28 protein-coding genes, 1 pseudogene and 2 riboswitches are annotated in these 26,386 nt (G+C 55.4%); of the genes and pseudogenes, 14 read left to right on the forward strand and 15 right to left on the reverse strand.

Features of this window, described 5'->3' with window-relative positions; genetic code table 11:
* Positions 1–92: 92 nt before the first annotated feature.
* The gene (locus BA6348_RS00155) at positions 93–899 is read right to left on the reverse strand and encodes a helix-turn-helix domain-containing protein (protein ID WP_122953223.1); all 807 of its coding nucleotides are present in this window, start codon (positions 897–899) and stop codon (positions 93–95) included.
* 117 nt (positions 900–1,016) lie between these two features.
* Between BA6348_RS00155 and BA6348_RS00160 the strand changes: the two genes are divergently transcribed.
* Positions 1,017–1,466 carry an SRPBCC family protein gene (locus BA6348_RS00160; protein WP_122953222.1) on the forward strand — a complete coding sequence of 150 codons (450 nt, stop codon included), beginning with the start codon at positions 1,017–1,019 and terminating at the stop codon, positions 1,464–1,466.
* Between the two features lie 71 nt (positions 1,467–1,537).
* Here the strand turns inward: BA6348_RS00160 and BA6348_RS00165 are convergent, their stop codons facing one another.
* The 7 genes from BA6348_RS00165 to BA6348_RS00190 all read right to left on the reverse strand — a co-directional run bounded on the left by BA6348_RS00165 (position 1,538) and on the right by BA6348_RS00190 (position 7,906).
* The gene (locus tag BA6348_RS00165) at positions 1,538–3,184 is read right to left on the reverse strand and encodes a peptide ABC transporter substrate-binding protein (RefSeq protein ID WP_122953221.1); all 1,647 of its coding nucleotides are present in this window, start codon (positions 3,182–3,184) and stop codon (positions 1,538–1,540) included.
* 189 nt (positions 3,185–3,373) lie between these two features.
* Positions 3,374–4,213 (reverse strand): MetQ/NlpA family ABC transporter substrate-binding protein, encoded by an 840-nt coding sequence (locus tag BA6348_RS00170; protein WP_005835530.1) that lies wholly within the window; start codon positions 4,211–4,213, stop codon positions 3,374–3,376.
* Between the two features lie 59 nt (positions 4,214–4,272).
* Positions 4,273–4,938 carry a methionine ABC transporter permease gene (locus BA6348_RS00175; RefSeq protein ID WP_005835531.1) on the reverse strand — a complete coding sequence of 222 codons (666 nt, stop codon included), beginning with the start codon at positions 4,936–4,938 and terminating at the stop codon, positions 4,273–4,275.
* Complete coding sequence (locus tag BA6348_RS00180) at positions 4,939–5,952, reverse strand: methionine ABC transporter ATP-binding protein (protein WP_005835532.1); 1,014 nt, start codon at positions 5,950–5,952, stop codon at positions 4,939–4,941.
* A 99-nt stretch (positions 5,953–6,051) separates the two neighbouring features.
* Positions 6,052–6,169, reverse strand: a riboswitch (SAM riboswitch).
* 105 nt (positions 6,170–6,274) lie between these two features.
* Entirely contained in the window at positions 6,275–6,538 is a 264-nt protein-coding gene (locus BA6348_RS00185) for a hypothetical protein (RefSeq protein WP_025845724.1), read from the reverse strand.
* Positions 6,539–6,683: 145 nt separating this feature from the next.
* Complete coding sequence (locus BA6348_RS26460; RefSeq protein WP_005835534.1) at positions 6,684–6,833, reverse strand: hypothetical protein; 150 nt, start codon at positions 6,831–6,833, stop codon at positions 6,684–6,686.
* 65 nt (positions 6,834–6,898) lie between these two features.
* The gene (locus BA6348_RS00190) at positions 6,899–7,906 is read right to left on the reverse strand and encodes an LCP family protein (RefSeq protein ID WP_005835535.1); all 1,008 of its coding nucleotides are present in this window, start codon (positions 7,904–7,906) and stop codon (positions 6,899–6,901) included.
* A 189-nt stretch (positions 7,907–8,095) separates the two neighbouring features.
* Here BA6348_RS00190 and BA6348_RS27060 point away from each other — a divergent pair, with 189 nt between their 5' ends.
* Positions 8,096–8,269: a hypothetical protein gene (locus BA6348_RS27060; protein WP_157179489.1), complete on the forward strand. Its 174-nt coding sequence runs from the start codon at positions 8,096–8,098 to the stop codon at positions 8,267–8,269.
* A gap of 15 nt (positions 8,270–8,284) precedes the next feature.
* Entirely contained in the window at positions 8,285–8,686 is a 402-nt protein-coding gene (locus tag BA6348_RS27065; RefSeq protein WP_242507430.1) for an MFS transporter, read from the forward strand.
* A gap of 2 nt (positions 8,687–8,688) precedes the next feature.
* Here the strand turns inward: BA6348_RS27065 and BA6348_RS27905 are convergent.
* The 5 genes and pseudogenes from BA6348_RS27905 to BA6348_RS00220 all read right to left on the reverse strand — a co-directional run.
* Positions 8,689–8,757: pseudogene (locus BA6348_RS27905) on the reverse strand (hypothetical protein); the annotation flags it as partial.
* A gap of 58 nt (positions 8,758–8,815) precedes the next feature.
* The gene (locus BA6348_RS00205) at positions 8,816–9,688 is read right to left on the reverse strand and encodes an aldo/keto reductase (RefSeq protein WP_007776867.1); all 873 of its coding nucleotides are present in this window, start codon (positions 9,686–9,688) and stop codon (positions 8,816–8,818) included.
* 81 nt (positions 9,689–9,769) lie between these two features.
* Positions 9,770–10,198 carry a BrxA/BrxB family bacilliredoxin gene (locus BA6348_RS00210; protein ID WP_005835537.1) on the reverse strand — a complete coding sequence of 143 codons (429 nt, stop codon included), beginning with the start codon at positions 10,196–10,198 and terminating at the stop codon, positions 9,770–9,772.
* 88 nt (positions 10,199–10,286) lie between these two features.
* The gene (gene rnjA, locus BA6348_RS00215; protein ID WP_035316672.1) at positions 10,287–11,957 is read right to left on the reverse strand and encodes a ribonuclease J1; all 1,671 of its coding nucleotides are present in this window, start codon (positions 11,955–11,957) and stop codon (positions 10,287–10,289) included.
* Between the two features lie 98 nt (positions 11,958–12,055).
* Positions 12,056–12,832: a hypothetical protein gene (locus tag BA6348_RS00220; protein WP_122953220.1), complete on the reverse strand. Its 777-nt coding sequence runs from the start codon at positions 12,830–12,832 to the stop codon at positions 12,056–12,058.
* A 110-nt stretch (positions 12,833–12,942) separates the two neighbouring features.
* Between BA6348_RS00220 and BA6348_RS00225 the strand changes: the two genes are divergently transcribed.
* Positions 12,943–13,281: a YqzG/YhdC family protein gene (locus BA6348_RS00225; protein ID WP_005835540.1), complete on the forward strand. Its 339-nt coding sequence runs from the start codon at positions 12,943–12,945 to the stop codon at positions 13,279–13,281.
* Here the strand turns inward: BA6348_RS00225 and BA6348_RS00230 are convergent, their stop codons facing one another.
* The gene (locus BA6348_RS00230) at positions 13,282–13,905 is read right to left on the reverse strand and encodes an SCO family protein (protein WP_005835541.1); all 624 of its coding nucleotides are present in this window, start codon (positions 13,903–13,905) and stop codon (positions 13,282–13,284) included.
* Between the two features lie 125 nt (positions 13,906–14,030).
* Positions 14,031–14,342: a rhodanese-like domain-containing protein gene (locus tag BA6348_RS00235; RefSeq protein ID WP_005835542.1), complete on the reverse strand. Its 312-nt coding sequence runs from the start codon at positions 14,340–14,342 to the stop codon at positions 14,031–14,033.
* 494 nt (positions 14,343–14,836) lie between these two features.
* Positions 14,837–14,945: riboswitch (SAM riboswitch) on the forward strand.
* 89 nt (positions 14,946–15,034) lie between these two features.
* Here BA6348_RS00235 and BA6348_RS00240 point away from each other — a divergent pair.
* The 10 genes from BA6348_RS00240 to BA6348_RS00285 all read left to right on the forward strand — a co-directional run bounded on the left by BA6348_RS00240 (position 15,035) and on the right by BA6348_RS00285 (position 26,256).
* A complete protein-coding gene (locus BA6348_RS00240) occupies positions 15,035–16,339 on the forward strand; it encodes a homocysteine synthase (protein ID WP_122953219.1) in 1,305 nt (434 codons plus the stop codon).
* A gap of 234 nt (positions 16,340–16,573) precedes the next feature.
* Positions 16,574–17,629 carry an ArsR/SmtB family transcription factor gene (locus BA6348_RS00245; protein ID WP_026558276.1) on the forward strand — a complete coding sequence of 352 codons (1,056 nt, stop codon included), beginning with the start codon at positions 16,574–16,576 and terminating at the stop codon, positions 17,627–17,629.
* The gene (locus BA6348_RS00250; protein ID WP_122953218.1) at positions 17,626–18,840 is read left to right on the forward strand and encodes an MFS transporter; all 1,215 of its coding nucleotides are present in this window, start codon (positions 17,626–17,628) and stop codon (positions 18,838–18,840) included. The genes BA6348_RS00245 and BA6348_RS00250 overlap by 4 nt, the downstream gene beginning before the upstream one ends.
* 66 nt (positions 18,841–18,906) lie before the next feature.
* Complete coding sequence (locus BA6348_RS00255) at positions 18,907–19,845, forward strand: AAA family ATPase (RefSeq protein WP_026558278.1); 939 nt, start codon at positions 18,907–18,909, stop codon at positions 19,843–19,845.
* A gap of 4 nt (positions 19,846–19,849) precedes the next feature.
* Positions 19,850–21,040 (forward strand): DUF58 domain-containing protein, encoded by a 1,191-nt coding sequence (locus BA6348_RS00260; protein ID WP_005835549.1) that lies wholly within the window; start codon positions 19,850–19,852, stop codon positions 21,038–21,040.
* 11 nt (positions 21,041–21,051) lie between these two features.
* Positions 21,052–22,383 carry a DUF4129 domain-containing protein gene (locus BA6348_RS00265; protein ID WP_237716574.1) on the forward strand — a complete coding sequence of 444 codons (1,332 nt, stop codon included), beginning with the start codon at positions 21,052–21,054 and terminating at the stop codon, positions 22,381–22,383.
* A 155-nt stretch (positions 22,384–22,538) separates the two neighbouring features.
* Entirely contained in the window at positions 22,539–23,630 is a 1,092-nt protein-coding gene (locus BA6348_RS00270) for an ArsR/SmtB family transcription factor (RefSeq protein ID WP_026558280.1), read from the forward strand.
* A gap of 1 nt (position 23,631) precedes the next feature.
* Positions 23,632–24,441, forward strand: a complete 810-nt coding sequence (locus BA6348_RS00275; RefSeq protein WP_007776835.1) for an ABC transporter permease — start codon at positions 23,632–23,634, stop codon at positions 24,439–24,441.
* A 16-nt stretch (positions 24,442–24,457) separates the two neighbouring features.
* Positions 24,458–25,444, forward strand: coding sequence for an ABC transporter ATP-binding protein (locus BA6348_RS00280; protein WP_026558281.1), 987 nt, complete (start codon positions 24,458–24,460; stop codon positions 25,442–25,444).
* Positions 25,441–26,256, forward strand: a complete 816-nt coding sequence (locus tag BA6348_RS00285) for an ABC transporter permease (protein WP_005835554.1) — start codon at positions 25,441–25,443, stop codon at positions 26,254–26,256. The genes BA6348_RS00280 and BA6348_RS00285 overlap by 4 nt, the downstream gene beginning before the upstream one ends.
* Positions 26,257–26,386: the final 130 nt, after the last annotated feature.

Raw genomic sequence — 26,386 nt, forward strand, 5'->3', positions numbered from 1 at the left:
GCAAATCTTAGGAGTATCGCCGCTCACCGAGGCAAAACAAAAAGCCCCCTCCCATCGCGAAAAAGCGACGTCACAGGGGACTTTGTTTACAATTATAAAGTTTGGGTCTGCCGGTATTCTTGCGGCGATACACCGACAATCGCCCGGAAGTCGCGGATAAAATGCGAGTGGTCGTAGTAGCCGAGCGCGATGGACAAGTCCAGCCAGTCGCTGACGGCTCCCTGGTCGATCATCTGCGCCGCTTCGTGCAGTCGGTAGCGCTGGATTACCGATTTCGGACTGACGCCAACATAGCGGTCAAACAAGCGCTGCATCGTCCGGATGCTCATTCCGGACAGTCGGCTCGCATCCTCTACCTTCAGCACCGTCCGATCTGCCTGAATCAAGCCGACCAGCTCGCTTACTCTCTTTACATTCGGATCGCGCTCCGGCAGACGCTCGCCCAAAAACGCTTCGATGCGGCGAACCATCTGGGCGTCTTCCGGCATGGCAAGCATCTCGGCTTCCAGCGGGGCTGTCTCCACCTGAAACACTTCTTCCAACGTAGTAACCGTGCCGTACAACTGCGAAACCGGCTTTTGCCAAAATGGATAAAAGCCGCCTGGTTTGAACTTCACTCCGAACACATGGCCTTGGCCAGCCAGCAAATGCGAGGACGTGGACAAAGCGACACCGAATATGCCTGTGGCGCCCTCTTCAAACACCAGATTCACATTGGGGTGGGCCAAAACGGTTTGGGAGTAAGGAGCTTGCCCGCGCAAATCCCACCTGACCACCCAGTAATGCTGGACGAAGTAACCGACGTCGCCGCCTGGTTCATACCTTTGCAGCGAAAACTTTTTTCCGCCAAGCATGGCATGCAGCACACCTTTTGGCAGCATGTCCTGCTTTTTTTCCATAGCGCCGCCTCCTGTCGCATTTTTACAATACGCCCCTCCATTATCTGCCTATACTAAGAGTAGTAGCAACAGCAAACGATTACAATTTGAAAATGAATGGAAACAGGAGGCACTGCTATGGAACTGCGTTTCGATTTTTACATCGGGGCCACCCCGGAGCACGTCTGGCACGTTCTTACCTCGGAAGAAGGAGTCAAGCATACGTTTTTTGGCTCTGTCATCCGCTCTACTTTTCAGGTAGGGGACGATCTCGCTTATGTCGGTCCCGGAAATGATGGCGACGAAACTGTCCATGTGTACGGCAAGGTTTTGGCGTTTGAGCCGCAGCAAACCTTCAGCTTCCTGGAACATCCCGGCCCTTCGTACCACGCCAACCACGCCGAGCTTCAATCGCGCGTAACTTTCCAATTGGAGCCTGTTGGCGGATGCACGCGGCTGACGCTGATTAACGACCAGTGGATCGAAGATCACCCTTCCTTCGCCAACGCGAGCAACCATTGGCCGATGATTCTCTCCAACATCAAAACATATGCAGAAACCGGAAAAACGTTGGATTTTGGCTATTAATTCCGGGCAAAAAGGAAGGAAAACCCCAGCAGCGAGCTGCCTCGGCACTTCGCCTCTGGGGTTTTTGCCTGTTACTCGACCATTTCCGCCCACTTCAGATCAATAAAGCCCAGTCCGTCCACTTGCACGCCTTTTACCTTATCACTCTGCACCCAGACATCCACGTCCGTAAACAGTGGGATTACAGGCATGGCATCCATGAAAATTTGCTCGGCTTCCGCAAAAAGCTGCTTGCGCTTCTCCGGATCACTCTCCATGGCCGACTGTTGCAGCAGCTCCTTGTAGCGCGCGTTCTCCCAGCCTGTGTCGTTGTTTCCCGTCTTCGCATCGCGGAACATCTCCAGGTAGTTGATCGGATCGTTAAAATCGGCATTCCAGCCCAAACGGCCAATCTCGTAATTCAGTTCATGCAAATCTTGCAAATGCACCTTAAATTCCTTGATCGCCAGCTTCACGTCGATGCCAAGGTTGCGCTTCCACTGGTCCTGCATGGCTTCGGCGATTTTTTTGTGGCGGTCTGTCGGGTTGTACGACATGGTGATGGTCGGAAACTGACTCAGCCCCAACTCCTGCATGCCTTCCGCCAGCAGCTTTTTCGCTGTCTCCACGTCGTTGTCGCGGAAGTAGCCCTCCGGCTTGATAATCATGGATTGCGGCAGCATCCCCATCGTAGGCACCTGGCCGACCTGTGTGATGTTGTCCACGATGCTTTGGCGATCAACCGCATAAGCGAGTGCTTTGCGAATTTTTACGTTTTGCAGCACTCCTTTGGTGGTATTGATTTTGTACCAATACATCGTCGCCTTTGGATGAACGACGAGTTTGCCTGCTTCTTTCAGGGACGGAATCGCATCGGTTGGCAGGCCGCCAAGCGGTTGACCCGCCCAGTCCAGCTCGCCGTTTTCAAACATGGACAGCGCTGTGTTATCATCCTCAATCATGGCAAACTCGATCCGGTCCAGCTTGACAGCGTCTTTGTCCCAATAGTTTTCGTTCTTCTCCAAAACGATCTTGCTCTTGTGCTCCCAGCCCGTCATCTTGAATGGCCCGTTGCTCACGTGTGTTGCTGCTTCATTCGCCCAGTTCGGATTGGCCTCTACGACCTTTTTGTCTACAGGATAATACGTGTAAAATGCCGTCAGTTCCAGGAAGAACGGTGTCGGGTTTTCCAATGTTACTTCCAGCGTCTTGTCATCCAGAGCTTTTACCCCCAGCTCGTCTGCTTGCGCCTTGCCTGTGTGTACTTTTTCCGCATTTTTGATGTAGTAGAGCTGATACGCATACTCGGCTCCCAGCTTTGGATCGAGGACGCGTTTCCAGGCAAATTCAAAGTCGTGCGCCGTCACCGGATCGCCGTTGCTCCACTTGGAGTCGCGAATCGTGAACGTGTACACCCGTTTGTCGTCGGATATTTTCACATCAGACGCAACCGAGTTCATCGGCTTCGCGTCTTTGTCCAGCCTGGTCAAGCCGTCAAAAGTGGCACGGACGATCGCCCCTGAGGTAGTGTCCTTGGCGAGCCCAGGGTCTGCCGTCGATGGCTCGCTGGTCAGATTGGCCCGAAACACTTGCGGCTTTGTGCTGGCAGGCGCGCCAGACGAAGCCTCACCCGCAGGAGCAGCAGCAGGTGCAGTCGAAGTCGGACTGCCTCCACAGCCTGCCAAAAGACTTCCGACCACCAATGTCAGGCCGACAAACATTTTGAATGTTCCCTTCATCAGAATTTTCCCCCTTATCAAATTTTTTCTATCGCCACCACAATATACTCGACGACAGATTTCTTGAAAATGGGGTTCGGTGATATTTAATTAAATTTTATGAATATTTATTCTTTTGTAAACAGAAATAAACCCAACAGCCTTAAAGGGCCAATTGGGTTTATTTGTTGATCCATCAATTACTTTTCCTTAGAATGCCGGGATGATGGAACCTTTGTATTCGTCTTCAATGAATTTTTTCACTTCAGGGGAGTTCAATTCCTTCGCCAGCTTTTGGATGGCTTCGGAGTCTTTGTTGTCAGGACGAGCTACCAGGAAGTTCGCATATGGAGATTCCTTGTCTTCGATGAACAGAGCGTCTTTGGTTGGCACGAGCTTCGCTTCGAGCGCGTAGTTGGTGTTAATCAGCGCCAGGTCCACTTCTTCCAGAACGCGCGGCAGCATCGCTGCTTCAACCTCTTTGAACTTCAGGTTTTTCTTGTTTTCCACAATGTCTTTCACAGTTCCGCTGATGCCAGCGCCTTCTTTGAGCTTGATGACGCCGTTTTTCTCCAGGAGAGCGAGGGCGCGGCCGCTATTGGTCGGGTCGTTTGGCAGCGCGATAGTTGCGCCTTCCGCCAGTTCGTCAACCGATTTCACTTTTTTGCTGTAAGCGCCAAATGGCTCGATGTGAACCGCAACTACAGGTTGCAGATCCATGTTTTGTCCTTTATTGAAGTCTTCCAGGTAAGGCTTGTGCTGGAAGAAGTTTGCGTCGAGTTGTTTTTCGTTGAGCTGTACGTTTGGTTGTACGTAGTCGGTGAACTCTTGTACTTCCAGGTTTACGCCTTGTTCTTTCAGTTTTGGTGCGATGTGCTTCAGGATTGCTGCGTGTGGAACCGGAGAAGCGCCTACTTTCAATGTCACTTCTTGTTGTCCGCCTTGTGCGCCGCCTTCGGCTGGAGCTGGAGCAGTCTCCGTTTTGCCTCCGCACGCTGCCAAAGAAAATGCCAATACGGTAGAAAGTACAGATACGACTAGCTTTTTCATAAATGATTTCCCCCTACTTTTTTTGATCTTTGTACTTGCAAACTTCTATGGGAAAGACCTTACTTGCGGCTGAAACGCAATACCAGGCGATCACCCAGCGACTGTAAGATCTGCACCAACACGAGCAAAATGACGACAGTGACAATCATGACATCGGTCTGGAAGCGCTGATAACCGTAACGGATAGCCAAGTCGCCCAGACCGCCGCCGCCGATTACCCCGGACATGGCCGTGTAGGACACGAGCGCAACGGTCGTAATCGTAATTCCGGCCACCAGTCCCGGACGAGACTCTGGCAGCAGGACGTTCCAGATGATTTGCCAATTGGACGCCCCCATCGACTGGGCGGCCTCAATGACTCCGCGATCTACCTCGCGCAGAGAGGTTTCCACCAGCCGCGCAAAAAACGGGGCGGCCCCGATCACGAGCGGCGGAATCGCTCCGAGTACGCCGAGCGAAGTGCCGACGATCAGTTTCGTGACCGGAATCAGCAAGATCATCAGAATGATGAACGGCACGGAACGCAATACGTTGACGATGAATGAAGCAACCGAGTAAAACGCCTTGTTTTGCAGCAACTGTCCACGTGAAGTAAGGAATAAAATGATTCCCAGCGGCAAGCCGATCAGGATCGTAAACAACGTGGAGAAACCCAGCATCGTCAGTGTGTCTAGTGTACCCTCAGCGATCTCCGACCAATCCACATTTTCCATTGTCCAGTCCATCTATATCACCTCTACTTCCAAACCACGCTGACGCAACGTCTCGATGGTTTTTTCGTTTTGACGGACATCGCCTTCCAGTTCGACGACCAGTTGGCCGTACGGCGTATCCTTCATGCGGGAAATCGTTCCCTGCAAAATGCTGAATACTGTGCCTGTCTCCTGCATCGTCTGGAACAAAATCGGCTGGTACGTCTTTTCTCCCAGGAAGGTGACGCGCGCAATCGTGCGGTTCCCCGCTGCTTTTTCGTGCGCGACAGCTTCGCGCAGCTCGGTGGAATCTGCCACCTGCTCGACAAATTCCTGCGTAGTCGGATGCTGCGGCTTGAGAAACACGTCCAGCACCTCGCCCGACTCGACGATTTTTCCGCCGTCGATCACGCCTACGCGGTCGCAAATGGAGCGGATGACGTGCATCTCGTGCGTAATCAGCACGATGGTCAATCCCAGCTTGCGGTTGATGTCCAAAAGCAGCGCCAAAATCGAGTTGGTCGTCTGCGGATCGAGCGCCGAGGTCGCTTCGTCACACAGCAGCACTTTCGGATCGTTTGCCAGCGCCCGCGCGATGCCGACGCGCTGCTTCTGGCCGCCGGACAACTGGGACGGGTATTTGTCCCGGTGCGCTTCCAGCCCTACCAGCTTGAGCAGATCGTCCACTTTTTTCTGAATCTCCGCCTTCGGACGCTTGGCCAGCTTGAGCGGAAACGCGACATTTTCCCCGACGGTGGACGAGGACAGCAGGTTGAAGTGCTGGAAAATCATCCCGATCTCGCGGCGCTTTTCCTGCAGCTTGACATCGTCGAGCTTGGTCAGGTCGACCCCATCGACGATGACTTGTCCCGACGTAGGGCGCTCCAGCAGGTTGATGCAGCGGATCAAGGTACTTTTCCCCGCCCCGGAATGGCCGATAATCCCGTAAATTTCCCCTTTATCTATAGAAAGATCAATCCCGAGCAACGCCGGAATCGTCTTGCCCTGCACTTGATAGCTTTTATGCAAATTTTTCAATTGAATCAACGCATCCACCTCCCAGCAAAATCCTTGTGAAAAACGTAAAAACCCCTTTTTCATAAACGAAAAAGGGGCTGCAACGCATGTATACGTTCGCATCCACCCTTCTCATCTATCAAGATCCAACCAATCTTGTAGGAATTGGCACCGCGACGTCCATTTCAAAAAATGAACCGGTTGCCGGGCTTCATCGGGCCTGTCCCTCCGCCTCTCTTGATAAGAAAGATTTCCACGTATATTATGTTCGTTTTTCATATTTTCATGATACAAACCGGATTATATCCTTTTTGAAAATATCCCGTCAATAGCAATCACAGGAAAAACTTTTTTAATCCATTACTCCGTTGCGAATGATGGTGGCATTGACGTGAAAATGAAACGTCGCTTTCTCAAGGATTCTCGCCTTCAAGCGTATGCGAATATCGAACACCGGCGGCGATACTTGCTCCAGCTTGATTCGGGCGTTGCTGGAAATCGTGTCAAAAGCAAGGTGCACCATATCCTTGGGATTGCCGCGGTTCTTGTCGGTCTTCCCGAAAATTTGCGCCGGGACGGACGTGTCGTAGCTGCCAATCCGGAATTTCCCGTGCACGAGCTTGATGAGAAACGCTTCCTTGGGCGATAGCCTTCGAGCAGGCGCTGAATCGCCTCCTGGGTGTGATAGACCCGATTGCTCCCGGCTCCCCCGAGCTGCCGCTCCACTTCCCCTATGCTTGCCTCAGCCAGACAAATTTCTCTCAGCTTCGGGATGAGCTCGCTGTAAACGACTTGGCATCCGCCATGCTGGTCAAAAAATACAGCCGCATGCGGCCGTCCGGCTCGTCGATATGTTCCGTTCGCAAGTCCCCTGTATGGGAAAACCATTTACGCGCAATCTCCTGGTCCATTCCCCTCACCCCCATACATAGCAAATCATGGTTAGTCTGCCCGAAAACACAAAAAAACAGCACGCTCAATTTGGCGTGCTGTTTTCGTTGCTATCGGTCGTGCTATTCGTTTGCGAAACCGCTTCTTCTGCTGGCGGTTCCAGCTTTTCCTTGATAAAAGACTGGATCTGGTCGACATCCGGAATGAGCACCGCGCCTGCCCGATGGGATTCGCGGAACATCCCCATTGGCGGCAATTGGTAGTTGCCTGGCTCCGCGGTGTTTAATTTCAGCCCAAGCGCAGACAGCCTCAGCATATCCATGGAACTGATATTCGTCTGGATATACGGCGTCACTTCTTTCAGGATGGACGGCAATTGAATCAAGGTCGTGCCGCTCTTCATCTGGCTCACCACAGCCGTCAGCAGCTTGCGCTGACGCTCTGTGCGCGTGTAGTCCGATGTGGCGTCATGGCGAAAACGAACGTATTGCAGAGCCTTGTTGCCATCCAGTTGCTGCAGTCCCTTTTTCAAATTGATGTCGTAGATGCCTTTATCGGTCGGGTCGTGATAGTACATATTTTTTTCCACATCAATCTCGACACCACCGACAGAGTCAATCAAAGCCTTGAAGCCTTCAAAGTCGGTGATGACGTAGCGGTCCACCGGAAGCCCTGTAAACTGGCTGACGGTCTTCATCGCCAGTTCCGGTCCGCCCTCCACGATCGCCGAGTTGATGCGCGAGCTGCCGTTCCCCGGAATGTCTACGTACGTGTCGCGCAAAATGGAAAATACGTCGTAGCGCTTGGAGGCCGGGTCGATACTGACGAGCATCATCGAGTCCGAACGGGGGAGTCCGTTATTTTTCATTCCCCTGCGGTCCACACCCATCAACAGGATGTTCACCCGCTCTTCGCCATCCCATTCCGGAATCTCCGCCGCTTTCGTCGCGGCACCGCCATCCGGCGGGGCTGGCCGAATGACATTCGGCTCTTGAATATTGTGAGCAAACTGATAAAAAGAGTATCCGTAATAACCTGCTGTCGCGGCAATCGCGACAAACATCAGGAGCAACACCCGTTTCCACATTCGCATAAAGAACTACTCCACCTTTTATTCTCTGTATCACATGAACTCATCTCACCACTTGTTTAGTATACTCGAATCTATAGGATGTGGAGCAGCCTTTATTTGGGTGCTTTTCACTTTTTATATTTTTATGTTTGCAATGTTTAAAATATTCGTTATACTACAAGCAACACAATCCCAAAGGGGTGACCGGCCGTGATTTCTCCCACTTCCTTTTTGCAGCGGTATCCGCGAGAAGCCCTGTTCTTCCTGGTTGCGAGCTTCATCAACTCTTCCGGCAGCGCTTTCATGTGGCCGCTTACCACTTTGTACGTACATACGATTTTGCAACGCTCCATGACCGAGGCAGGCTTTGTGCTGATGGTTTAATCGCTGGCAGGAATTGTGAGGCAGTTCGTCGGCGGGACGCTTTTTCACTGCCTGGGCGCCAAACGGCTGATCGTCGGGGCCTTGCTGGTTCAAGGACTCATCCAGTTGTCGATTCCGCTCACGAATAGCTGGCCTGTTTACATCGCGCTGATGACCGGGCTTGGCTTTACCTTCAACCTGTCGTTCCCGGCGATTCAGGCGTTCATCGGCTTTCGCTGGAAAGAGCAGCGCCGAGAGCTGTTCAACATCGTATATGTCGCGAACAACCTGGGAATGGCCATCGGCACCTCGCTGGCCGGGGTCATTGCCACTTCCTGCGGCGAGCAGGAACGCAGCATGGAGGTGTCAATACTGCCGCCCGGATCGAGCGCCACGGCCGAACGGCCACAGCCTGCCACGCTCCAGCCTGCTTCGTGAAATCGCTCTGCCATCGACCTGCCCAATCCTCGCGTAGCTCCGGTTATGACCACCAGCTTGTTTCCAGCCATGCTCTAAAAAACAAAAAGAAAGCCCCTTCCAGAAAATCAGAAGAGACTTTCGCTTTTGTCAAAAAGACAGCTCCGGCAACTGATACCATTCGCCAGCCATCCATTCGCGCGCCTTCCAGCGCAGCACGTCCGGGCGCACCAGCGGCATGATCTGTTGAAACAGCTCCACGCGTTCGATGTCCGTCATCGGCACGAAGGCGTTGGCCGCGGCCAAGTCCGCTTCCAGCTCGTCCATTCTGCTCACGCCGAGGATCGCCGTCGAAACGGGGAGACTCCACGTATAGCGCAGCGCTTGCTCTGTCCACGGAGCCAGCTTGCCCAGCCCCATCACTTTCATGCCGATGACCGCGACGCCTTTTTCCACCGCTTGCGGAACGAAATCGTGCGCAAAGCTGTAGATGAAATGATCGAGAGCAGACAAAGCGACGAGGGCGCTGTCAAAAGGAAAGCGGCGAATCGCTTCTGCCAGCAGGCGCGGGTCTGTGTGCCCGCTGATGCTGATTTTGCGGATCAAGCCTTGCTCTCGCGCTTCCAGCATCGCTTCCAGCGCGCCTCCTTTTGCAAAAATCGCCTCCAGATCGTGCGGCTGCATGATGTTGTGCATCCGCCACTCGTCGACGTAATCGGTCTGCAGCCGCTTCAAGCTGCCCTCCAAATCTTTCAGGGCCAGGTCGCGCGTGCGTCCTCCCGTCTTCGTCGCGATCCACACGCGGTCGCGCAAGCCTGCAAGCCCCAGTCCTACCCGTGTCTCCGACTGTCCAGCGCTGTATGTAGGGGCTGTATCAAAGTAATTGACTCCTGCTTCTACGGCGCGCCGAATGATGGCGATTGCCTGCTCCTCGGTGCAATCGTGCTCGTCCACAATTCGCTGGGCGCCGAAGCCGAGCAAAGAGACTTGATGCGGATCTCGTCCAAACGATCGGGTCTGCATGCTGCGGGCAGCTCCTTTCAGGTTCATCGGGATGTGAAACAAGACGCCCGTTCGCGAGCGTCTTGTCATGGCCATGCTAGCTTATTTGTACGTGTCGTAAGCGGTAGTCAACAGGTTGGAGATCGTTTGCAGGTCGTTGTTCTCAATCTGATGACGCTCGATCATCGTCATGATTTTGCCGTCCTTCATGATCGCAAAAGACGGGGAAGATGGCGCGTAGCCTTCAAAGTACTCGCGGGCTTTCGCTGTCGCTTCCTTGTCTTGTCCTGCAAATACAGTGTAAATGTTGTCTGGCTTGGTGGAATGGTTCAAGGAATGAACCACTGCCGGACGAGCCAGCCCTGCCGCGCAGCCGCAAACCGAGTTTACGACTACCAGCGTCAGACCTTTTGCGTTTGGCAGCGTCTGCTCAACCTCTTCTGCTGTGCGCAGCTCTACAAATCCGTTGCGCGTCAGTTCGTCGCGCATCGGTTGAATTACTTGGCTCATATATGCTTCATAAGACATCATGGGGCAACCTCTCCTTTGTATCACGTATCCATTTACGTATTATTATAACCCGATCGCGTCCCCGGGAGAACGAAGAAGTGCTCCAGTCCTACACTTCCATCAAAATGGTGAGAATCATCGGATTGCGGCCCGTCTTTTCGTAAATAAACGGCTTGATGACTTCGTTGATCTGGGACTTCAACTCCGACCATTCCTTGATCTTCTTGTCCAACGCTTCCTGGAGGCGCTGGCGAACCAACAGCGTCGCTTCCTGGATGAGCGATTCCGAACCGCGCACGTACACAAAGCCGCGGCTGACAATGTCAGGTCCGGTGAGAATCTTGAAGTTTTTCATATCGAGGCTGACGACCACGACCATCAGGCCATCCTCTGCCAAATGCTTGCGGTCGCGCAGGACGATGTTGCCCACGTCGCCGATGCCGCTGCCGTCGATCAGGACGATGCCGGCGTGAACCTTGCTGAGCCATGCCTTTTCGCGGTTGCAGTTCAGCACCTCGCCGTTGTCCATGAGGAAAATGTTGCTCTCCTCAATTCCTACCTGCTGCGCCAGCTTCGCGTGCGTCTTCAACATCCGGTACTCCCCGTGAATCGGGATAAAGTACTTGGGACGAATGAAGTTGAGCATGAGCTTCAACTCCTCGCTGCTGCCGTGACCGGACGCGTGAATGTCAAACACGTGGCTGAGCACGACGTTCGCGCCCGCGCGGTACAGCTTGTCAATCGTCCTGCTGACATTGATCGTGTTGCCTGGAATCGGGGAAGCCGAGATAATGACGGTATCCTCCGGGTAGATCGACACGGTCCGGTGCGATCCGGAAGCGATTCGGGTCAATGCCGCCATCGGCTCGCCTTGGCTTCCGGTGCAAATAATCAGCACCTGATTGTCGGCGTAGTTGTCAATGTGCTTGATATCAATCAGCATGCCCTCCGGCATCTGGATGTAGCCCAGTTCTTGTCCGATCAGGAACACTTTTTCCATGCTGCGGCCAATCACCGCTACTTTGCGATTGCACTGCTCGGCAGCGTCTACTACTTGCTGCAGGCGATGCACGTTGGACGCGAATGTCGCCAGGATGATCCGCCCGCGCGCTTTGCGCACCACGTCGAGAATCCCTTCGCCAACAGTGCGCTCCGACATGGTGAAGCCGTAGCGCTCGCTGTTCGTACTGTCAGAGAGCAGCGCCAAAACGTCGCCGCTCGCCCCGATTTTCGCAATCTTGCCGTACTCGGTCGTCTGTCCGACTGGCGTCATATCGAATTTGAAGTCACCTGTATGAATGACCATCCCTTCCGGCGTATGAATCACAACCCCGAACGAATCCGGAATGCTGTGATTCGTGCGGAAAAAGGACGCTTTCAGGCGGTTGAAGGGGATTTCCGTATCTTCTGAGATCGGAATCATCTTCACGTCATTTTGCATGCGATGCTCTTCCAGCTTCGCCTTGACCAAGCCCAGGGTCAGACGACCACCGTAGATCGGCACGTTAATTTGCTTGAAAATATAAGGAATCGCTCCGATGTGATCCTCATGTCCGTGCGTTAACAAAAGTGCTTTAATCTTGTGCTGGTTGTCCACCAAATAGGAAATATCGGGGATGACCAGATCAATACCGAACATTTCATTCTCGGGGAACTTCACCCCGCAGTCAATGATGATAATTTCGTCCTCATACTCGACGCAATACATATTTTTTCCGATCTCGCCGAGGCCGCCCATCGCGAAAATCTTAACGTCGCTCAAACTCTTTCCTCCTAACATCATCGTGCATGATTTTGGGAACCCGAACCAAGCATGCCATTCTTATTGTAACACAACGCGAGGCGTTCGTTTCATCCAGTCTTGACAATTCGACACATTCATCTTCGGTCAATAATAGAAAACTGATACGCAATCGCCGCTACTCTCTCATCCGTGACCGTACTGACCCGCTCCCAAAAGTTTTCTTCCATGTTTGTATCTTCTGTCCATACCGGCACGATTTCCCCCGCAGCGAGCTTGAGCGGCAACGCCTGTTTGTCTTCGATGACGGCCCCACTTTCGTTTTGCAGGCGAACCAAAAGCTCAATGCCCAGCGGCTGCCCCGACTGGTTCCGGACCAAAATCAGGCTGTCGTAAGGTTGGCCAGCACACCTTTTCAGACAGTCCCTTTTGCTGTAGACGAGCGTGACGTCAATCGGCTTATTGCTCGACGCCTGCACGGGCACGGCCTGCCACTTGTTTTTTACACTCTGCACAACCGAGACGTACTCCACCTTCGACATAAACGGCCCCATGCCTAAAAAAGCCCCGGCAAACAGGAGAAACAGACCAGACGACGTGGCGAGAAACAACAGATTCATTTTCCAGAACGGTTTGCGCATCACAAAGAAAAAGACGAGGTACATAATAAAAAACACGAAGACGAGGAACAGGCAAAAATAAAGAAACAGCTCCAGATCGGCTTTGGTCGGAAGCACCGGAATGCCGTACTGTACTTGCCAATACACGTTGGCAGCGAGGCAGCCTCCGTAAATCAGCAGCGCTGACACGACAGGCGGCCACCATTTTTTCCAGAAGCCGCTCCGGCGAGAGCGCAGCGCAAAAATCGCCAGGATGAGCGGAACACCAAATAAGGGAATGAGCAAGTAGTACATGAAATCCCCCGCTTTCCAAATTGTAAATATTTTCTACGAATGACATGAAAAAAAGGCTTCAAAATAGAGGGCAAGCTTGTTTTCCAATACAAAAAAGGGGGTCTTACGCCATGCAAGCCTCTGTATCCGTTCGCCTCGCGCGAAGCGTCCTGACCGCCATCGCAGCAAGCCTGCTGTTATTCTTCTTCCAGTATGCCCCTGCCTGCGCCCAGCCGCCATATGCCAAATGGGGCAGATTGGCGATGCAGGAGACGATGAAAAAATATCCGCATGCCCAGATCGTCGACTACCTGCACGTCGGGCGCACAGCAAAAACGCCCACCACGTCAGAGGAGACGTTCAAACTCTTGCTCCAGGAGGGCAATCGCAGGTGGGCGTTACTCGTGCATATTGAATTTGAAAATCAAACCGAGCATGTCGTGCAGATCACGTACGAGGAATCAGCCTGATTAGTCCGCAAGCTGCTCCATTTCCTTCAGCATCTGCTCCATGTCCATGTCGGCTGCCATGCCGTAGGCGCGGCGCATGTTTCCATCGCCATCGACGAGGAACATGCGGGCGGTATGGGCAAAGGAACCGTCAGGCTGCTTCAATACGGCAATCCCGAAATCCTTCGTCACCTTTTCCACCGCCTGGGCATCGCCGCGCAAAAACTTCCAGCCGCTCTGATCCGCCTTGAACTTCGCCGCGTACTGCTGCAACACTTCTGGCGTGTCGAAATCCGGGTCAAAGGTGATGGAAATGAACTCGACCTTGTCGCCGAACAGCTTTTTCTCCTTGAGCTGCTCTTGCAGCTTGGACATGTTGTACGTCGTCGCCGGGCAAATGTCAGGGCAGTTGGTGAACATGAACTCGACCAGCCGCACCTTGCCTTTGCCTTCCGAAAACGTAAACGAAGTGCCGTCACTGTTGTCCAACGTAAAATCGGCAATCGGCTTCATCACGGGAATCGGCTCTTTTGCCATGTATTTGTAGCCCAACACGCCTACAATCGCGAGGATAATCACGCCTGCGAGCACCGTAAACCAATGGCGCTGCAACGCGGATCCTTGTTGCTGTGCTCCCTCACTCACGATTTTCTTCCTCCCCTGCTTCTCTCATGCGTCCGCCGCTATACCGCGTAAAAGCGCATGTTTCTTTTTGTGTGGAAAACGTCTCGGCGTTGCCAGTGCGGTCGTGACCGTATGGACCGTACGGCTTACACTTCCTTCTCGCCAGGCCAAGCCAGCATGCCGCCGACCATATTGGCAGCGTCAAAGCCAAGCTCACACAAATATTCGGTCGCTCTGTGGCTGCGCGCACCGCTGCGGCACACCATGACGACCGGGATCTCCTTGTCCAGCTCGTCGATGCGATGCGGCAAAAAGCCGAGCGGAATCAGCTTGGCTTCTTTGATATGGCCTTCGTTCCACTCCTCCACCTCACGCACGTCAATCACCTGAAGCTTTTCGTTGGCCGCGAGCTTTTCCAGCAGCTCCTGCGGGGTAATTTCCTTCACGCCATGGCTCATCGCGTATGTTCCTCCTATATGTACAATCGTTTGGTCGTTTTCTGCCACTCCCATCATATCATAGGGCCATGCCATTTTCTAACGACGCGGGCGGCGAAAGCGCGGAGATATAGGGACAAATTTGTGACAGTGTGAGGGTGGGTTTGTTTTTGGACAGGGAGATGGTTGGTCGGTACAGGCGGGTGACACATTTACAAAAATAACCATTCTATATATGAAGACTACTATACAAAACAGCATTCTCTTTTTGGTTTGGAAAAAGGCGGGTGCAAGAAACGCAGAGCACCCTTGGAGTGCGGGGCATCAGCCTGCAAACCACGTCAACAAGGCGTATCACACAGGTACTTTGGACGTCATGGGAAACAGCATGAACGGGTGAGCATGAACAAATCTCTCAACGCCTCAATCCCACCAAATCCAACCTGATAACTCATTATTGATTATTGACAGCGAAGTGTGGTTTTTCATACAATTATGACAACAACTGAAGCAACAGTTCATCAAGAGCGGTGGAGGGACAGGCCCTGTGAAACCCGGCAACCAGCAAGCGTGCCTTGCGCGGTGCTAATTCCTGCAGAATCCATAGATTCTGAGAGATGAGTGCACACCCGTGTATAGCCGGAGCCTTCTTCTCCTCAGAGGAATGCTCCGTTTTTTTATCCCTAATCCCCATATATAAAGGAGAGATAAGCATGTCTGACCAGCAACAATGGAAACCGGAAACCCTCGCTGTACATGGTGGACAAGAAGTAGATCCCGTAACAGGCTCGCGCGCCGTTCCGATCTATCAGACGACTTCCTACGTCTTCCGCGACACGGAGCACGCCGCCAACCTGTTTGGCTTAAAAGAGTTCGGCAACATTTACACCCGCATCATGAATCCGACCCAGGACGCCTTTGAAAAGCGCGTGGCACTCCTGGAAGGCGGCGTCGGTGCTCTGGCAACTTCCTCTGGTCAGGCAGCGATCACCTTTTCCATTTTGAACATCGCCCAAGCCGGGGATGAAATTGTCGCATCCAGCAGCTTGTACGGCGGTACGTACAACCTTTTTGCGCACACTTTGCCGCGTCTTGGCATCAAGGTTCACTTTGTCGATCAGTCCAATCCGGAAAACTTCCGGGCGTTCATCAATGAGAAAACAAAGGCGCTCTTTTGCGAGACGATCGGCAACCCTCGCATTGACGTGGCGGACTTGCAGGCAATCGCTGACATCGCGCACGAAAACGGCGTGCCGCTGATCGTGGACAACACGTTCGCTTCGCCGATCCTGTGCCGTCCATTCGAGCATGGCGCAGACATCGTCGTCCACTCCACGACCAAGTTCATCGGCGGGCACGGCACAGCGATCGGCGGCATCATCGTCGATTCCGGCAAGTTCGACTGGAACAACGGCAAATTCCCGGGCCTGACGACACCAGACCCGAGCTACCACGGCGTCGTCTATACGGAAGCAGTCGGACTGCTCGCCTACATCATCAAGGCGCGCGTCCAACTGCAGCGCGACATCGGCGCAGCCGTGGCCCCGATCAACTCCTTCCTGTTCCTGCAAGGTCTGGAGACGCTGCACCTGCGCATGGAACGCCACAGCCAGAACGCCCTGGCCGTAGCCCAATTCCTCGCCGCGCATCCAGCGGTCGAGTGGGTCAGCTACCCTGGCCTGGAAGGTGACGCCAACTACGCGCTGGCACAAAAATATTTGCCAAAAGGCGCTGGCGCCATCCTCACCTTTGGCATTCGCGGCGGCGTGAAGGCAGGCAAAACACTGATTGAATCCGTGAAGCTGTTCTCGCACCTGGCCAACGTGGGCGATTCCAAGTCGCTCGTCATCCATCCGGCCAGCACGACGCACCAGCAGATGAATGAGGAAGAACAGGCGGCTGCCGGGGTCACGCCAGGGCTGATCCGACTGTCGGTGGGCACAGAGGCGATCGACGACATCATCGGCGATCTGGAGCAGGCATTGCAACGCGCCGTTCAACCTTCTACTGTCAACTAAGTTTGCTTTTGTCTCGTAAAAAGTGGCACGCAACTCTCGCGGGAGAGGCGTGCCGCTTTTCTTTTTTCGGGTGCTGTCTTCTGCTTGCTGCTTTCAGGCGCTCGCCCCTCTTCCTGCCACACTCAACGATTCTGGTTCGAAATCCATCTAACCAGTCATACGAAAAATATTGAATTTACAATTCAAAACATTTAGAATGAGACGTACTACAAATACTGGAAGGATGATCCCCTCTTGAAAGTATGGAACATCGGGAGCGAACGCACGACCTACGAGGTGCAATTCGCCTTTTCGCCGCTTTTTGAAGCAGCGCTGGGCATCGCCGTTGCCACTTACGAGCAGATTCATCACACGCTGGAGCAGCCGCCCGCCCACTGGCGCGAGCTAATCGAGGCGCTGCCTCCTGCTGTCCAGCGCGAGGTCGCTTACGCCAAGGCGCACAACACATGGAAGACGCTTTTGCATCTGCTTCACCAGTACCGCCAGCAGCCTTTTGCCGAGCTGAAGTCGTTTCTTGGCTACGTCAGGCAGTTGCCAGAGGAAGAGCTGCGCTACCAGGCACTGCCTTTTTTGGGCGAAGCGCAGCAAGCTTCCCGGCGAAAAGCCGCGCAAGGAAGCAGCGCCGATCGCGAACTGTTGCAGGCGGCCTGTCGCAGCCATCTCTTTTTCGAACGGTACATCGCCCATATTACTTCGGTGGACGCGGAGGAATTGCGCCAGCACCTGCTCGTGCTGATGGAAGGCTGGTATCAGGCGCACATCGAGCCGCAGGAGGAGCGCATCTGCCGCATGCTCGAACGGGAGATTGCCCAAAAGCGCGGCATGCAAGAAAAGCTCGACCCGGAAGCGCTGGTGGAATGGGCGACTGGAGCAAGCTATCCGCCTGAGCCGACTGTCACCCGCGTCCTGCTGATTCCGCAGGCGGTCTATCGCCCCTGGACGGTGCAGGCCGATGACGCAGGCTGCAAAATTTTTTACTACCCGGTTGCCGATGAAAACTTGCGCGAGCAAATCGACCCGTATCAGCCGCCGCAGACGCTGGTCCAATCCTTCAAGGCGCTCGGAGACGAGCAGCGGCTCCGCATGGCGAAAATGCTCGCAAAACAGGAGCTGACGCTGCAAGAACTGACAGAAGCGCTCCAGATGGCCAAATCGACGGTGCATCATCACTTGTCGATGCTGCGCTCCGCCCGGCTGGTCGAGACGAGCGGAACCCGCTATCGCCTGCGCAGCCAAGCTCTCTCGCAACTCCCGCTGCTACTCGGGCAGTTTCTCGACACGGACAAATGATGACAGCAGCCACGAGCACATCCGCCCTCTGGAAAGACCGCTCCTACCGCTACATCCTGCTCGGCCAGCTCACCTCCGAGCTGGGCGCCTCGCTCGGCACGCTCGCCAATAGCTGGATCATCTACCAGGTGACCGGCTCGCAGGCAGCCGTCGGGCAGATGTGGCTGCTCTACTTTGTACCATCGCTCGTCGTGCAGCTTGTGGCCGGACCGTATCTCGACCGCTATGACAAAAAACGCGTCATGCTGTTTTCGCAATGGATGCGCAGCATCGCGTTCGGCTGTTCCTTCGCCGCGATTGCGACCACGCCCGGCTCCTTGTGGCCGCTCTACTTGACCGCGCTCGTGAACGGCCTCGTCCAGCCGCTGTACGTCCCGGCAAGCCAGTCATTGCTTCCTGCTCTCGTCCCAAAAGAACAGTTGCTGCAAGCAAACGCCTATCTGGACAGCGCGCTGCGCATCGCCATGATCGCAGGTCCGCCGCTGGGCGGGGTTCTCGTCGCCAGCATCGGTGGCGATCAGGTGCTGGCATTGGTCGCCGTCGGCTATGCGCTCAGTGGAGCTTTTCTTCTCCCGTGCAAAAACGCTCCCGCCCTCCCTGCCCGGGTGGCCGAATCGTGGTTTTCCATGTTCAAAGCCGGCCTCGCGATTTTTGGGGAAAAGCCGCTGCTTCTCTATCTGAGCCTGTATTCGGCTCTCGTGCAGTTTGCGGTAGGGGTCACGCTCGTGCTCAACCTTCCGTTTGTGGCGGGAGAGCTGCACGGAACAGCCTTTCACGTCGGGTTGTTTTTGGCCAGCTATCCGTTCGGCTACTTGTTTGGGACGTTTCTCGTGCCGCGGCTGCGCAATGGACGGGAACAGCCGCTCATCATGCTAGGCTCTCTGGTCGCAGGCGGGGCGAGCTTCGTCACTCTAGGGTTTACCCATATGATCGAACTGGCGATTTTGATAGAAGTGCTGGCGGGTGTCGCCGCGCCGTTTTTCCAGTTGCACAGCACCCGTCTCTATCAGCTCCACGTCCCGCCCGCCATGATGGGGCGCGTCTTCTCCGTGCGCCTGCTGATCGTCCGCACGACCATGCCCGCAGGCATCTGGCTGGGCGGAACACTCAGCGACAGCGTCGGCGTTCGGCCCCTCTACGTCGCCATCGGCGCGTTAATTGTCGTCGCTGCCGTCGGCGGGATTACTTTACAAAAAATTTGTAAAATATAGGATATTCCATGTATAATGAAATCCAGCAACTGCCTCTCCATCCTATCTACTTAAAGGAGAATTTCCATGACTCATCCCGCTCTGGATAGCCTTTTGACTTCCGTAAATCGCGTAATCGTAGGAAAAGAAGAGCAGGTTCGCCTGCTGGTGACCGCTCTGTTGGCGCGCGGGCACGTGCTGCTGGAAGACTTGCCTGGCATGGGCAAGACCGTGCTTGCCAAAACGTTGGCGCAGGCCATCGGCGGGACGTACAACCGCCTGCAGTTCACCGCTGATCTGCTGCCTTCCGATGTAGTCGGACTGCACGTGTTCAACCAGCGGACGAGCGAATTTGAACTGCGCAAAGGACCTGTTTTCGCGGACGTTTTGCTCGCGGATGAAATCAACCGCGCAACGCCCCGCACCCAATCCGGTCTGCTCGAATGCATGGAAGAACGCCAGGTCACCATCGAAGGCGTCACGCTGCCGCTGCCCTCAACGATGCTGGTGATCGCCACCCAAAACCCAATTGAATCGGAGGGGACCTATCCCCTGCCCGAAGCCCAGTTGGACCGCTTCCTGTTCCGCCTGTCACTCGGCTACGGCACGCGCAAGGACGCCAAGGAAATACTCCGCAGATTCCGCAGCACCTCTCCTCTGGAGACGGTGCAGCCAGTGATCTCGGTGGAACAAATCGCCGCCCTGCAAAAAGAAGTGACGGCCGTCCATGTCAGTCAGGCGGTAGAAGATTACGTCATCGACCTGACGGAATCGACGCGCAGCCACCGCTCCGTCGATGTCGGCATCAGTCCGCGCGCCATGCTCGCCCTCTTGCGCGCAGCCCAGGCTTACGCTTTTGTCTCGGGCCGCGCCTATGTATTGCCGGACGACGTGAAGGCTGTTTTCCCGAGCCTCGCCGTCCATCGCATCCGCCTGTCCATGGAAGCGGAGCTGCATGTAACCGAGCAGGAAGTGGTAGCGCAGATCATGTCGAGCGTGCCAGCCCCCGTCGAGGAAAGCGTGTAGCCGGATGGATACGAAGCAAACTTTTCATGTGATCGGCTTTGTGCTTCTGCTTTTCGCGCTGTTTTCCGGCAGTTGGTTTCTTTGGCTGCTCGGCGGGTTTTTCTTTTTCATGCCTGCCGCCCAAAAGTGGTGGGCCGAGTCGCTCCCCAAATGGATCAAGCTGGAGTGGACAAGCGATCAAACCCGCGTCATGCCTGGTACGCCTGTGACGATTACCGTGCGCCTGTACAATCGCTCCTGGCTGCCGTTGCCCTCGACATGGCTGCGCTTTTCCTTGCCTGAGCACGTCACGGCCGACGGCGGGGACGAAGTGAAAACGAGCAACCAGCGGACGATTGTGCGACTGCGCTTCGACTTGCCCATGCGCCAGAGCGCAGCCCGAACCTTGACGCTTACTCCCCACAAGCGCGGCACCGTCTGGCTGACAGAGATTCAATCGGAGACATTGCCGCTGTTCGCCGGGGAAGTCACTTCCTTGCCGTTGTCGCTATCGTTTTCCCTGCTCGTCTACCCGTTGCCGCTACCGCTGCCTCCGCTGTCACTGGAAGAGACGCAGCCGGACGGAGGCAGGCTCTCGCGCCAACGGCAACAGGAGGATGTCACTTTTTTGCGGGGAGCGCGGCCGTATATGCCCGGGGATCGGTTCAAGCATATTCATTGGAAAGCGACTGCCAAGACGGGCACGCTCGAGACAAGGCTGTTCGAGCACACCGCCCATCCAAACTGGCGGATCGTCGGCCATATTTTGCCGTCCTATGAACCGTTGCAGCAGCGGCATAACGATGTCGTCAATGAACGGATTATATCCAGCCTTGCTGCGCTGTCCATGCTGTGCCGGAAAAAGTCGATTGGCTACGAGCTGCTTCTCACCGTCAAGCAGCGCGGCCGCGAGCATTTTCACATGCCTGCCGGCAGCGGCAAGACGCACCATCTGCACGTCATGACCCAACTCGCGCAAATGCACCATTATGTGACGACGCCGCTAGCCAGCCTGCTCCGCCGTCTGGAGGAAAGTCCGGCCAAGGAAGCGATCATCCTCGTGACGGCGCGGCCGGAGGAATTGCCCCAGACGACTTTGGAGCGATTGGTGCGGCGCGGACACAACATTGCCGTGCTCGACGTATCCGGGGAACAGGCTACGGTCAGGCGATATGAACAGGCGCGTCTGGAAAAAAGGAGCGTGATGGCGCGATGAGCTTTTCCCTCGTGAGCCGATGGACGCTGACGTTTTGGCTGGAGGCGCTGCTCGTTGGCGGTTCGCTGATGATGCTTGGCTGGATGACGGCAGACTTTGGCGCGCTGCTGTTCTTTTGCCTCGCTGGCTGTCTGCTCCTGATCGCGGGAAGCTGGCTGTATCACCACGGCGGCCGCCATACCGTGCTGCATCTCTTGCTCTATCCGTTTGTGCTTGGCGTCGGGGTGCTCAGCTTTGTTCTGTTCGGCTCGTGGCTGATCGCCCTCGCCCTGGCAGGCGTCTTTTTTTGGCGGATTCAGGGAGCGGCTGCAAACGGGATCAACCATGTCAGTCTGCTGCGGCGGTTCGTTCTGGCCTTTATGGTTTGCCTGATCCAGTTGGTTGTCGCGGCTCTGTACGGAACTGCCGTTGATTCGGAGACGTTTTCGCCTGCCCCTTACTTCGGCATGCTCGCCCTCGTGACCGCAAGCTACGTGCTGATCGCGGTCGGGGCTTACCTGCTGCGGGAGGAAGCCCTTCCCATCCGCCTGCCTGCCCGCCTCCGCCTGATGCTCGCGGGTCAGGTGCTGGGGACGCGCCTGCTTGTGACAGTTGGCTATGTGGCGGCTGCCTCTGCCCTGCTCGGTTTGTTGAGCCTGCTCTGGTCGTGGGTGAAAGGACCGCTTGGCACCGGGCTTTACATGCTGATCGAGCCTGCCTTGCAGATGCTGGCGGAGTGGATTTCCGGGCTGTCGCAAGTATTGGACAAAGACCAGCGCGTTCATAATGTGCTGAACAACGAAGGGCAAGGCGGCAATCCTCCCCTGGACCCTGTCAGCCAGGGCGAACCGCTCTTTTCCTTGCTGGAGCCTTATCTGATCTCGCTTGTCGTCGTCGTAGCGCTGTTTCTGTTGGGCAGGTACATGTGGAAACGGCGCAATCGCAACTGGCAGGAGGAAAAAGCAATCACGGCTGCCCCGGCGATTGATCTGGCCCCGCTGCCCCCCGCTGCTGAAGGCGAAGCGGCGGAATGGGATGTCTCCAAATGGTTCAAAAAACCGCTTGGCCCCGCAGACGACGCGACCCGCTACGCCTACTTCCAGTTTTTGCAGACGATGGGCAAGCAAGGTGTCACGATCCACCCGCATGAAACGACGCAGGAGTTTTTGCAGCGGCTGCAAAAGCATCCTGCGCTGACGGCGGCACAACTGGAGCTGGCAGGCAAAATCACCGACTTTTACGAGCAGTATCGTTACCAGGAACATCCCTTGTCGCAGCAAGAACTTGCGGACATGCAGCAAGCTGTCCAGGCGCTGGTGGCCTATGAGCAGACCAGCAGTCCGAGTGAACCAAAAGAAGTGTAACGGGCACGATCATGAAGCAACCACGCGCTCCCGGCGTCTGTGGTTGCTTTTTTTCGCTTGACAACCGTTTCTTCCTCTTGCATAATTTTTTCACTTTTGCCCACTCGTAAATTCAATTCACCAAACGGTTAATCGAAAAGAAAGGAGGTTTCGCAATGCAAGACCTGGCTGCCTGGCTGCAAAAGCATTTGTCGATTGCGTACGTGCCGGGTCACGAGTTTTTTCTCAGCCTGCACGTGCTCGCCAACCCTGACCACCACACGAGCCGTCTTGGCTGGGCGCAGGAGTCTCTCTCCGCGCTTCCCGCATCGCTTGTGAAAAAGCTGCACCAGTTCAGCAACATGTCCAACCAGTTTCTCGATGCAATGGACTTCCTGGTGCCGTGGGAGGAGCGATACGAGCATTCCGTCGAGGCCAGCCTGGAGCAGTTGCAGGCAATGGATGCGGCACAGTTTGCCCAGTTGATGCTGGGGCCTGTCTATCACCCCCGGCAACTGCAACAGTGGATGCAAGGGCACACGGACGATCTGTTTGAGCAGCTCAAGCCGGAGCATCGGGAGTTACTGCGGCATCCCTTGTCCACAAAACGCCGTTTTCTTGAGTTTTGCCACGCCTACCTCCCTTTTTTCCGGGCAGAGGAACGGCGCATCGAACCTTGGCTGGTACGCGCGGTCCACGAGGGACAGGAGCGGATTGCCGCGGATCCGGTCGGCTTTTTGGCGCAGGTGCATCCTCGGCTGAAGGTGCATGAGAACTTTTTGCAGTTTCACAAAGCGCAGACGTACACCTTCGCCTACTCCGAGCTGGCGGGCATCCACCTGCGCGCCTCCACCTTCGTCTCGCCCCACCTGCTGCTCGGCATTTGCGGGGAGCATATTTCCGTCGGCTTTGCGGTCGACGTTCCGGGCATCTCCACAGCCTCAACCATTCCCGCGGACTTCACGCTGAAAATGAAGGTGTTCAGCGACCCGACGCGGACGGCTATTCTCAAGTCGCTGCTCGATCACCCTTACTGCACGCAGCAGTTGGCAGACTTGCACGGCATCAGCGAGCCAGCCGTCAACAAGCATTTGAAGCTGCTGGTAGAGGCGGGCTTCGTCTGGAGCGAGCGGCGCGGTCGGTACGTGTTTTACCGCGGCATCACTTCCCGGCTGGAACAACTGGCTGTCGATCTTCACGAGTTCATCGACATGCCTGCCCCTGGCCTTGCACTCTCGACGCCAAAACCATCTGAACGGAGGAACTGACGTGTTTCGAGTTGCCAAAGCAACCTTTGTCCGCAATACGCTGGTAATGATGCGCGCCTACCCGTGGTCGTTCGTCATCGGCCACATCCTGTCTGGCGTGTACACCGTGCTGTTCGCCTACTTTGCCTATCATTACGTATTTGCCGGGCAGTTGGACGGCCGTTTCCTGCATTTGACGGGGACAGACGATTATTTGTCCTACGCCATTTTGGGCGGCGCCTTCTACGCTTTTGCCGTCTCCACGCTGATGAATGTCAGCCGCTCGCTCATTACCGAGCTGCGGGAAGGAACACTGGAGGCGGTATTGCTCACCCCGTCCCTGCGCAGAGGATACTTTTTGGGCAACGTTGCCCAACAGCTCATGCGCACAGTGTTTGAATTTTCCGTCATCGTCATCGTCGGCGCCTTGTTCGGGCTTACGCTTGTCCACGCCCACATCGGGAGCGCTATCGTTGTCTGGCTTTTGTCTACCGGGGCGTTTTTCTGTCAGGCGCTCGTCTTGGGCAGCCTGATGCTGCGCTTTCGCGATACGTACATCACGCAAAACACGCTGTTTGTCATCATGGCGTTTGTATCTGGCGTCACGTTTCCCATCCCGTACTTGCCGGAATGGCTGCAGCCGCTGGGCGCGATCATGCCGCTTGCCCCTGCGCTGGACGCTTTTCGCCAATGCGTGATCCAGGGCAAGCCGCTGATCGCCGTTTCCCCACAGCTTTTCCACATGGCGGCTCTGTCGCTCGTCTACCTCGCGATCGGCGTGTGGGGCATGCGGCGGATGGAAAAGCGCGTCGTCGAATCAATCTTTGGATAACAGGAGGTTTTTTCTCATGCTGATTGTGGAAAATGTGCGGAAAGTATATCGGGTGAAGGAGAAAAAAGGCTGGCTCCGGCAGCAATGGAAACAGGTCGAGGCGGTCTCCGACGTTTCGTTTCGGATGGTGCCCGGCAAAATCATCGGGCTGTTGGGCATCAACGGCGCGGGAAAGACGACGACGATCAAAATGTGCTCCACGCTGCTCACCCCGACCAGCGGCACGATTACGGTTGACGGATATGACGCGGTAAAAGACGATCGGTTCGTGAAGGCCAAGGTCAACATGATTGCGGGCGGCGAACGGATGCTGTACTGGCGGTTGACCGGGCGGGAAAACTTGCAGTATTTCGGCAGCTTGTACGGACTGCACGGCCAGGCGCTGCGCAGCCGGATTGACGCCTTGCTTTTGCAGGTCGGACTGCTGGACGCGGCCGATACGCCTGTCGAGCGCTACTCCAAAGGGATGAAGCAACGGCTGCAAATCGCCCGCGGACTCATCAACGACCCGCGCTACCTGTTCCTGGATGAGCCGACGCTGGGGCTGGACGCGCCCATCGCCAGACAGCTTCGCAAGCATGTCAAGGAACTGGCTGTAGAGCACGGAAAAGCGATTCTTTTGACCAGCCACTACATCCACGAGGTCGAGGAACTGTGTGACGAGGTGTACATCATCGACAAAGGAAAGCTCGTCGCCCACGACACGCCCGAGCAGTTGACTCGCTCGCTCCACCTGGAGACGGCTTTGCACGTCGTGATCCCCGCCCTCTCCGACACGCTGGACACCGATCTGCAAAAGCTCGCCCTGCGCAACGGCGGCACGCGGGAAATCGCGGAGACGGACGAACAGACATGGGAAGTGACCTTGCGCGGCAAAACCGATATGACGACTCCGCTGCTCTCGCTTTTGGCCGCCCACCAATCGCCTGTCCTGCGCCTGCACACCGAGCAGCCGTCGCTGGAGGACGTCATCCTGCACATGGCGGAAAGGAGAGGCGCATGAAACAGCTCGCTTCCTTGCTGTGGGCGGAAATGGTGAAGGAGCACCGCCATTCTTTTCACAGCAAAATGGTGTACTTCAGCCTGCTCATCTGGCCAGCCATCATGTTTGTGACCGCGTATTATTCTTTTGCCCCTTTTCGCCTGGGGGCTGACTCGCCGCTTGCCCGCTTTCTCTCGCCGGAACAACTGCCCCTGTTTTTGCTGACCGGGTATCTCGGCTACATTTTTTTCTGGTGCCTGGTGCAGTCTGCCTGGCAAATGAGCTTTGAGCGGGAGGCGGGGACGATGGAGATGATTTTTATCAGCCCGGTCAATCGTCTGGCCTTTCTATACGGGCGCTCGCTGTCTTCGCTCGTCGAGGGGGGCTGGCTGTTCTTTTGCTTCACGCTGCTTGCGCTTTTGTTCGTCGGCGGCGTTCACCTGAGCGGATGGTGGGCAGTGCCGCTCGCCTTTGTCGTCCTGCTCGGCTCGGCGATCGTCTGGGGTGGATTTTTGAGCGTCCTGTTTCTGTTTTCCCGCGATTCCAGCTTTTTGTACACCGTGCTGGATGAGCCGATGCTGATTTTCTCCGGCGTCCGCCTCCCGCCCATGGCTTATCCGCTCTGGGCCAAGGCGATTTCCTTTTGCTTTCCGTTGACCTACGCTCTCCAGCTCGTGCGCGGTTTGCTGATGGAAGGGGCTTCGCTCGCGTCCTTGCTGCCCGAATTGGCGCTTTTGGTCGGTGTCTTGCTTGTGCTGGTGATGGCGACGGTCCTGCTGTTGAAAAAAGCGGAAAGGCATATGAAAGAGACGGGGAATATGGTGATGTATTGAGGTTTTTCTGGAAAATCAAGGATGGGTAGCCTATATTGGGGACATGAAGGTACAAGCTGGTATGACGACAATCGCTGGTTCTGAGTAACGAACGTCAGTCGGCCCGCTCCAATGAAGGGTGGGCTGGCTA

Source organism: Brevibacillus agri (assembly GCF_004117055.1).
In the GTDB taxonomy this organism is placed as follows: Bacteria; Bacillota; Bacilli; order Brevibacillales; family Brevibacillaceae; genus Brevibacillus; species Brevibacillus agri.

Coding starts and splice junctions, on each gene's coding strand:
- BA6348_RS00155 (WP_122953223.1), bottom strand. CDS start 899: ATGGAAAAAAAGCAGGACATGCTGCCAAAAGGTGTGCTGCATGCCATG.
- BA6348_RS00160 (WP_122953222.1), top strand. CDS start 1,017: ATGGAACTGCGTTTCGATTTTTACATCGGGGCCACCCCGGAGCACGTC.
- BA6348_RS00165 (WP_122953221.1), bottom strand. CDS start 3,184: ATGAAGGGAACATTCAAAATGTTTGTCGGCCTGACATTGGTGGTCGGA.
- BA6348_RS00170 (WP_005835530.1), bottom strand. CDS start 4,213: ATGAAAAAGCTAGTCGTATCTGTACTTTCTACCGTATTGGCATTTTCT.
- BA6348_RS00175 (WP_005835531.1), bottom strand. CDS start 4,938: ATGGACTGGACAATGGAAAATGTGGATTGGTCGGAGATCGCTGAGGGT.
- BA6348_RS26460 (WP_005835534.1), bottom strand. CDS start 6,833: ATGGACCAGGAGATTGCGCGTAAATGGTTTTCCCATACAGGGGACTTG.
- BA6348_RS00190 (WP_005835535.1), bottom strand. CDS start 7,906: ATGCGAATGTGGAAACGGGTGTTGCTCCTGATGTTTGTCGCGATTGCC.
- BA6348_RS00205 (WP_007776867.1), bottom strand. CDS start 9,688: ATGCAGACCCGATCGTTTGGACGAGATCCGCATCAAGTCTCTTTGCTC.
- BA6348_RS00210 (WP_005835537.1), bottom strand. CDS start 10,198: ATGATGTCTTATGAAGCATATATGAGCCAAGTAATTCAACCGATGCGC.
- rnjA (WP_035316672.1), bottom strand. CDS start 11,957: ATGTTAGGAGGAAAGAGTTTGAGCGACGTTAAGATTTTCGCGATGGGC.
- BA6348_RS00220 (WP_122953220.1), bottom strand. CDS start 12,832: ATGTACTACTTGCTCATTCCCTTATTTGGTGTTCCGCTCATCCTGGCG.
- BA6348_RS00225 (WP_005835540.1), top strand. CDS start 12,943: ATGCAAGCCTCTGTATCCGTTCGCCTCGCGCGAAGCGTCCTGACCGCC.
- BA6348_RS00235 (WP_005835542.1), bottom strand. CDS start 14,342: ATGAGCCATGGCGTGAAGGAAATTACCCCGCAGGAGCTGCTGGAAAAG.
- BA6348_RS00240 (WP_122953219.1), top strand. CDS start 15,035: ATGTCTGACCAGCAACAATGGAAACCGGAAACCCTCGCTGTACATGGT.
- BA6348_RS00250 (WP_122953218.1), top strand. CDS start 17,626: ATGATGACAGCAGCCACGAGCACATCCGCCCTCTGGAAAGACCGCTCC.
- BA6348_RS00255 (WP_026558278.1), top strand. CDS start 18,907: ATGACTCATCCCGCTCTGGATAGCCTTTTGACTTCCGTAAATCGCGTA.
- BA6348_RS00260 (WP_005835549.1), top strand. CDS start 19,850: ATGGATACGAAGCAAACTTTTCATGTGATCGGCTTTGTGCTTCTGCTT.
- BA6348_RS00270 (WP_026558280.1), top strand. CDS start 22,539: ATGCAAGACCTGGCTGCCTGGCTGCAAAAGCATTTGTCGATTGCGTAC.
- BA6348_RS00280 (WP_026558281.1), top strand. CDS start 24,458: ATGCTGATTGTGGAAAATGTGCGGAAAGTATATCGGGTGAAGGAGAAA.
- BA6348_RS00285 (WP_005835554.1), top strand. CDS start 25,441: ATGAAACAGCTCGCTTCCTTGCTGTGGGCGGAAATGGTGAAGGAGCAC.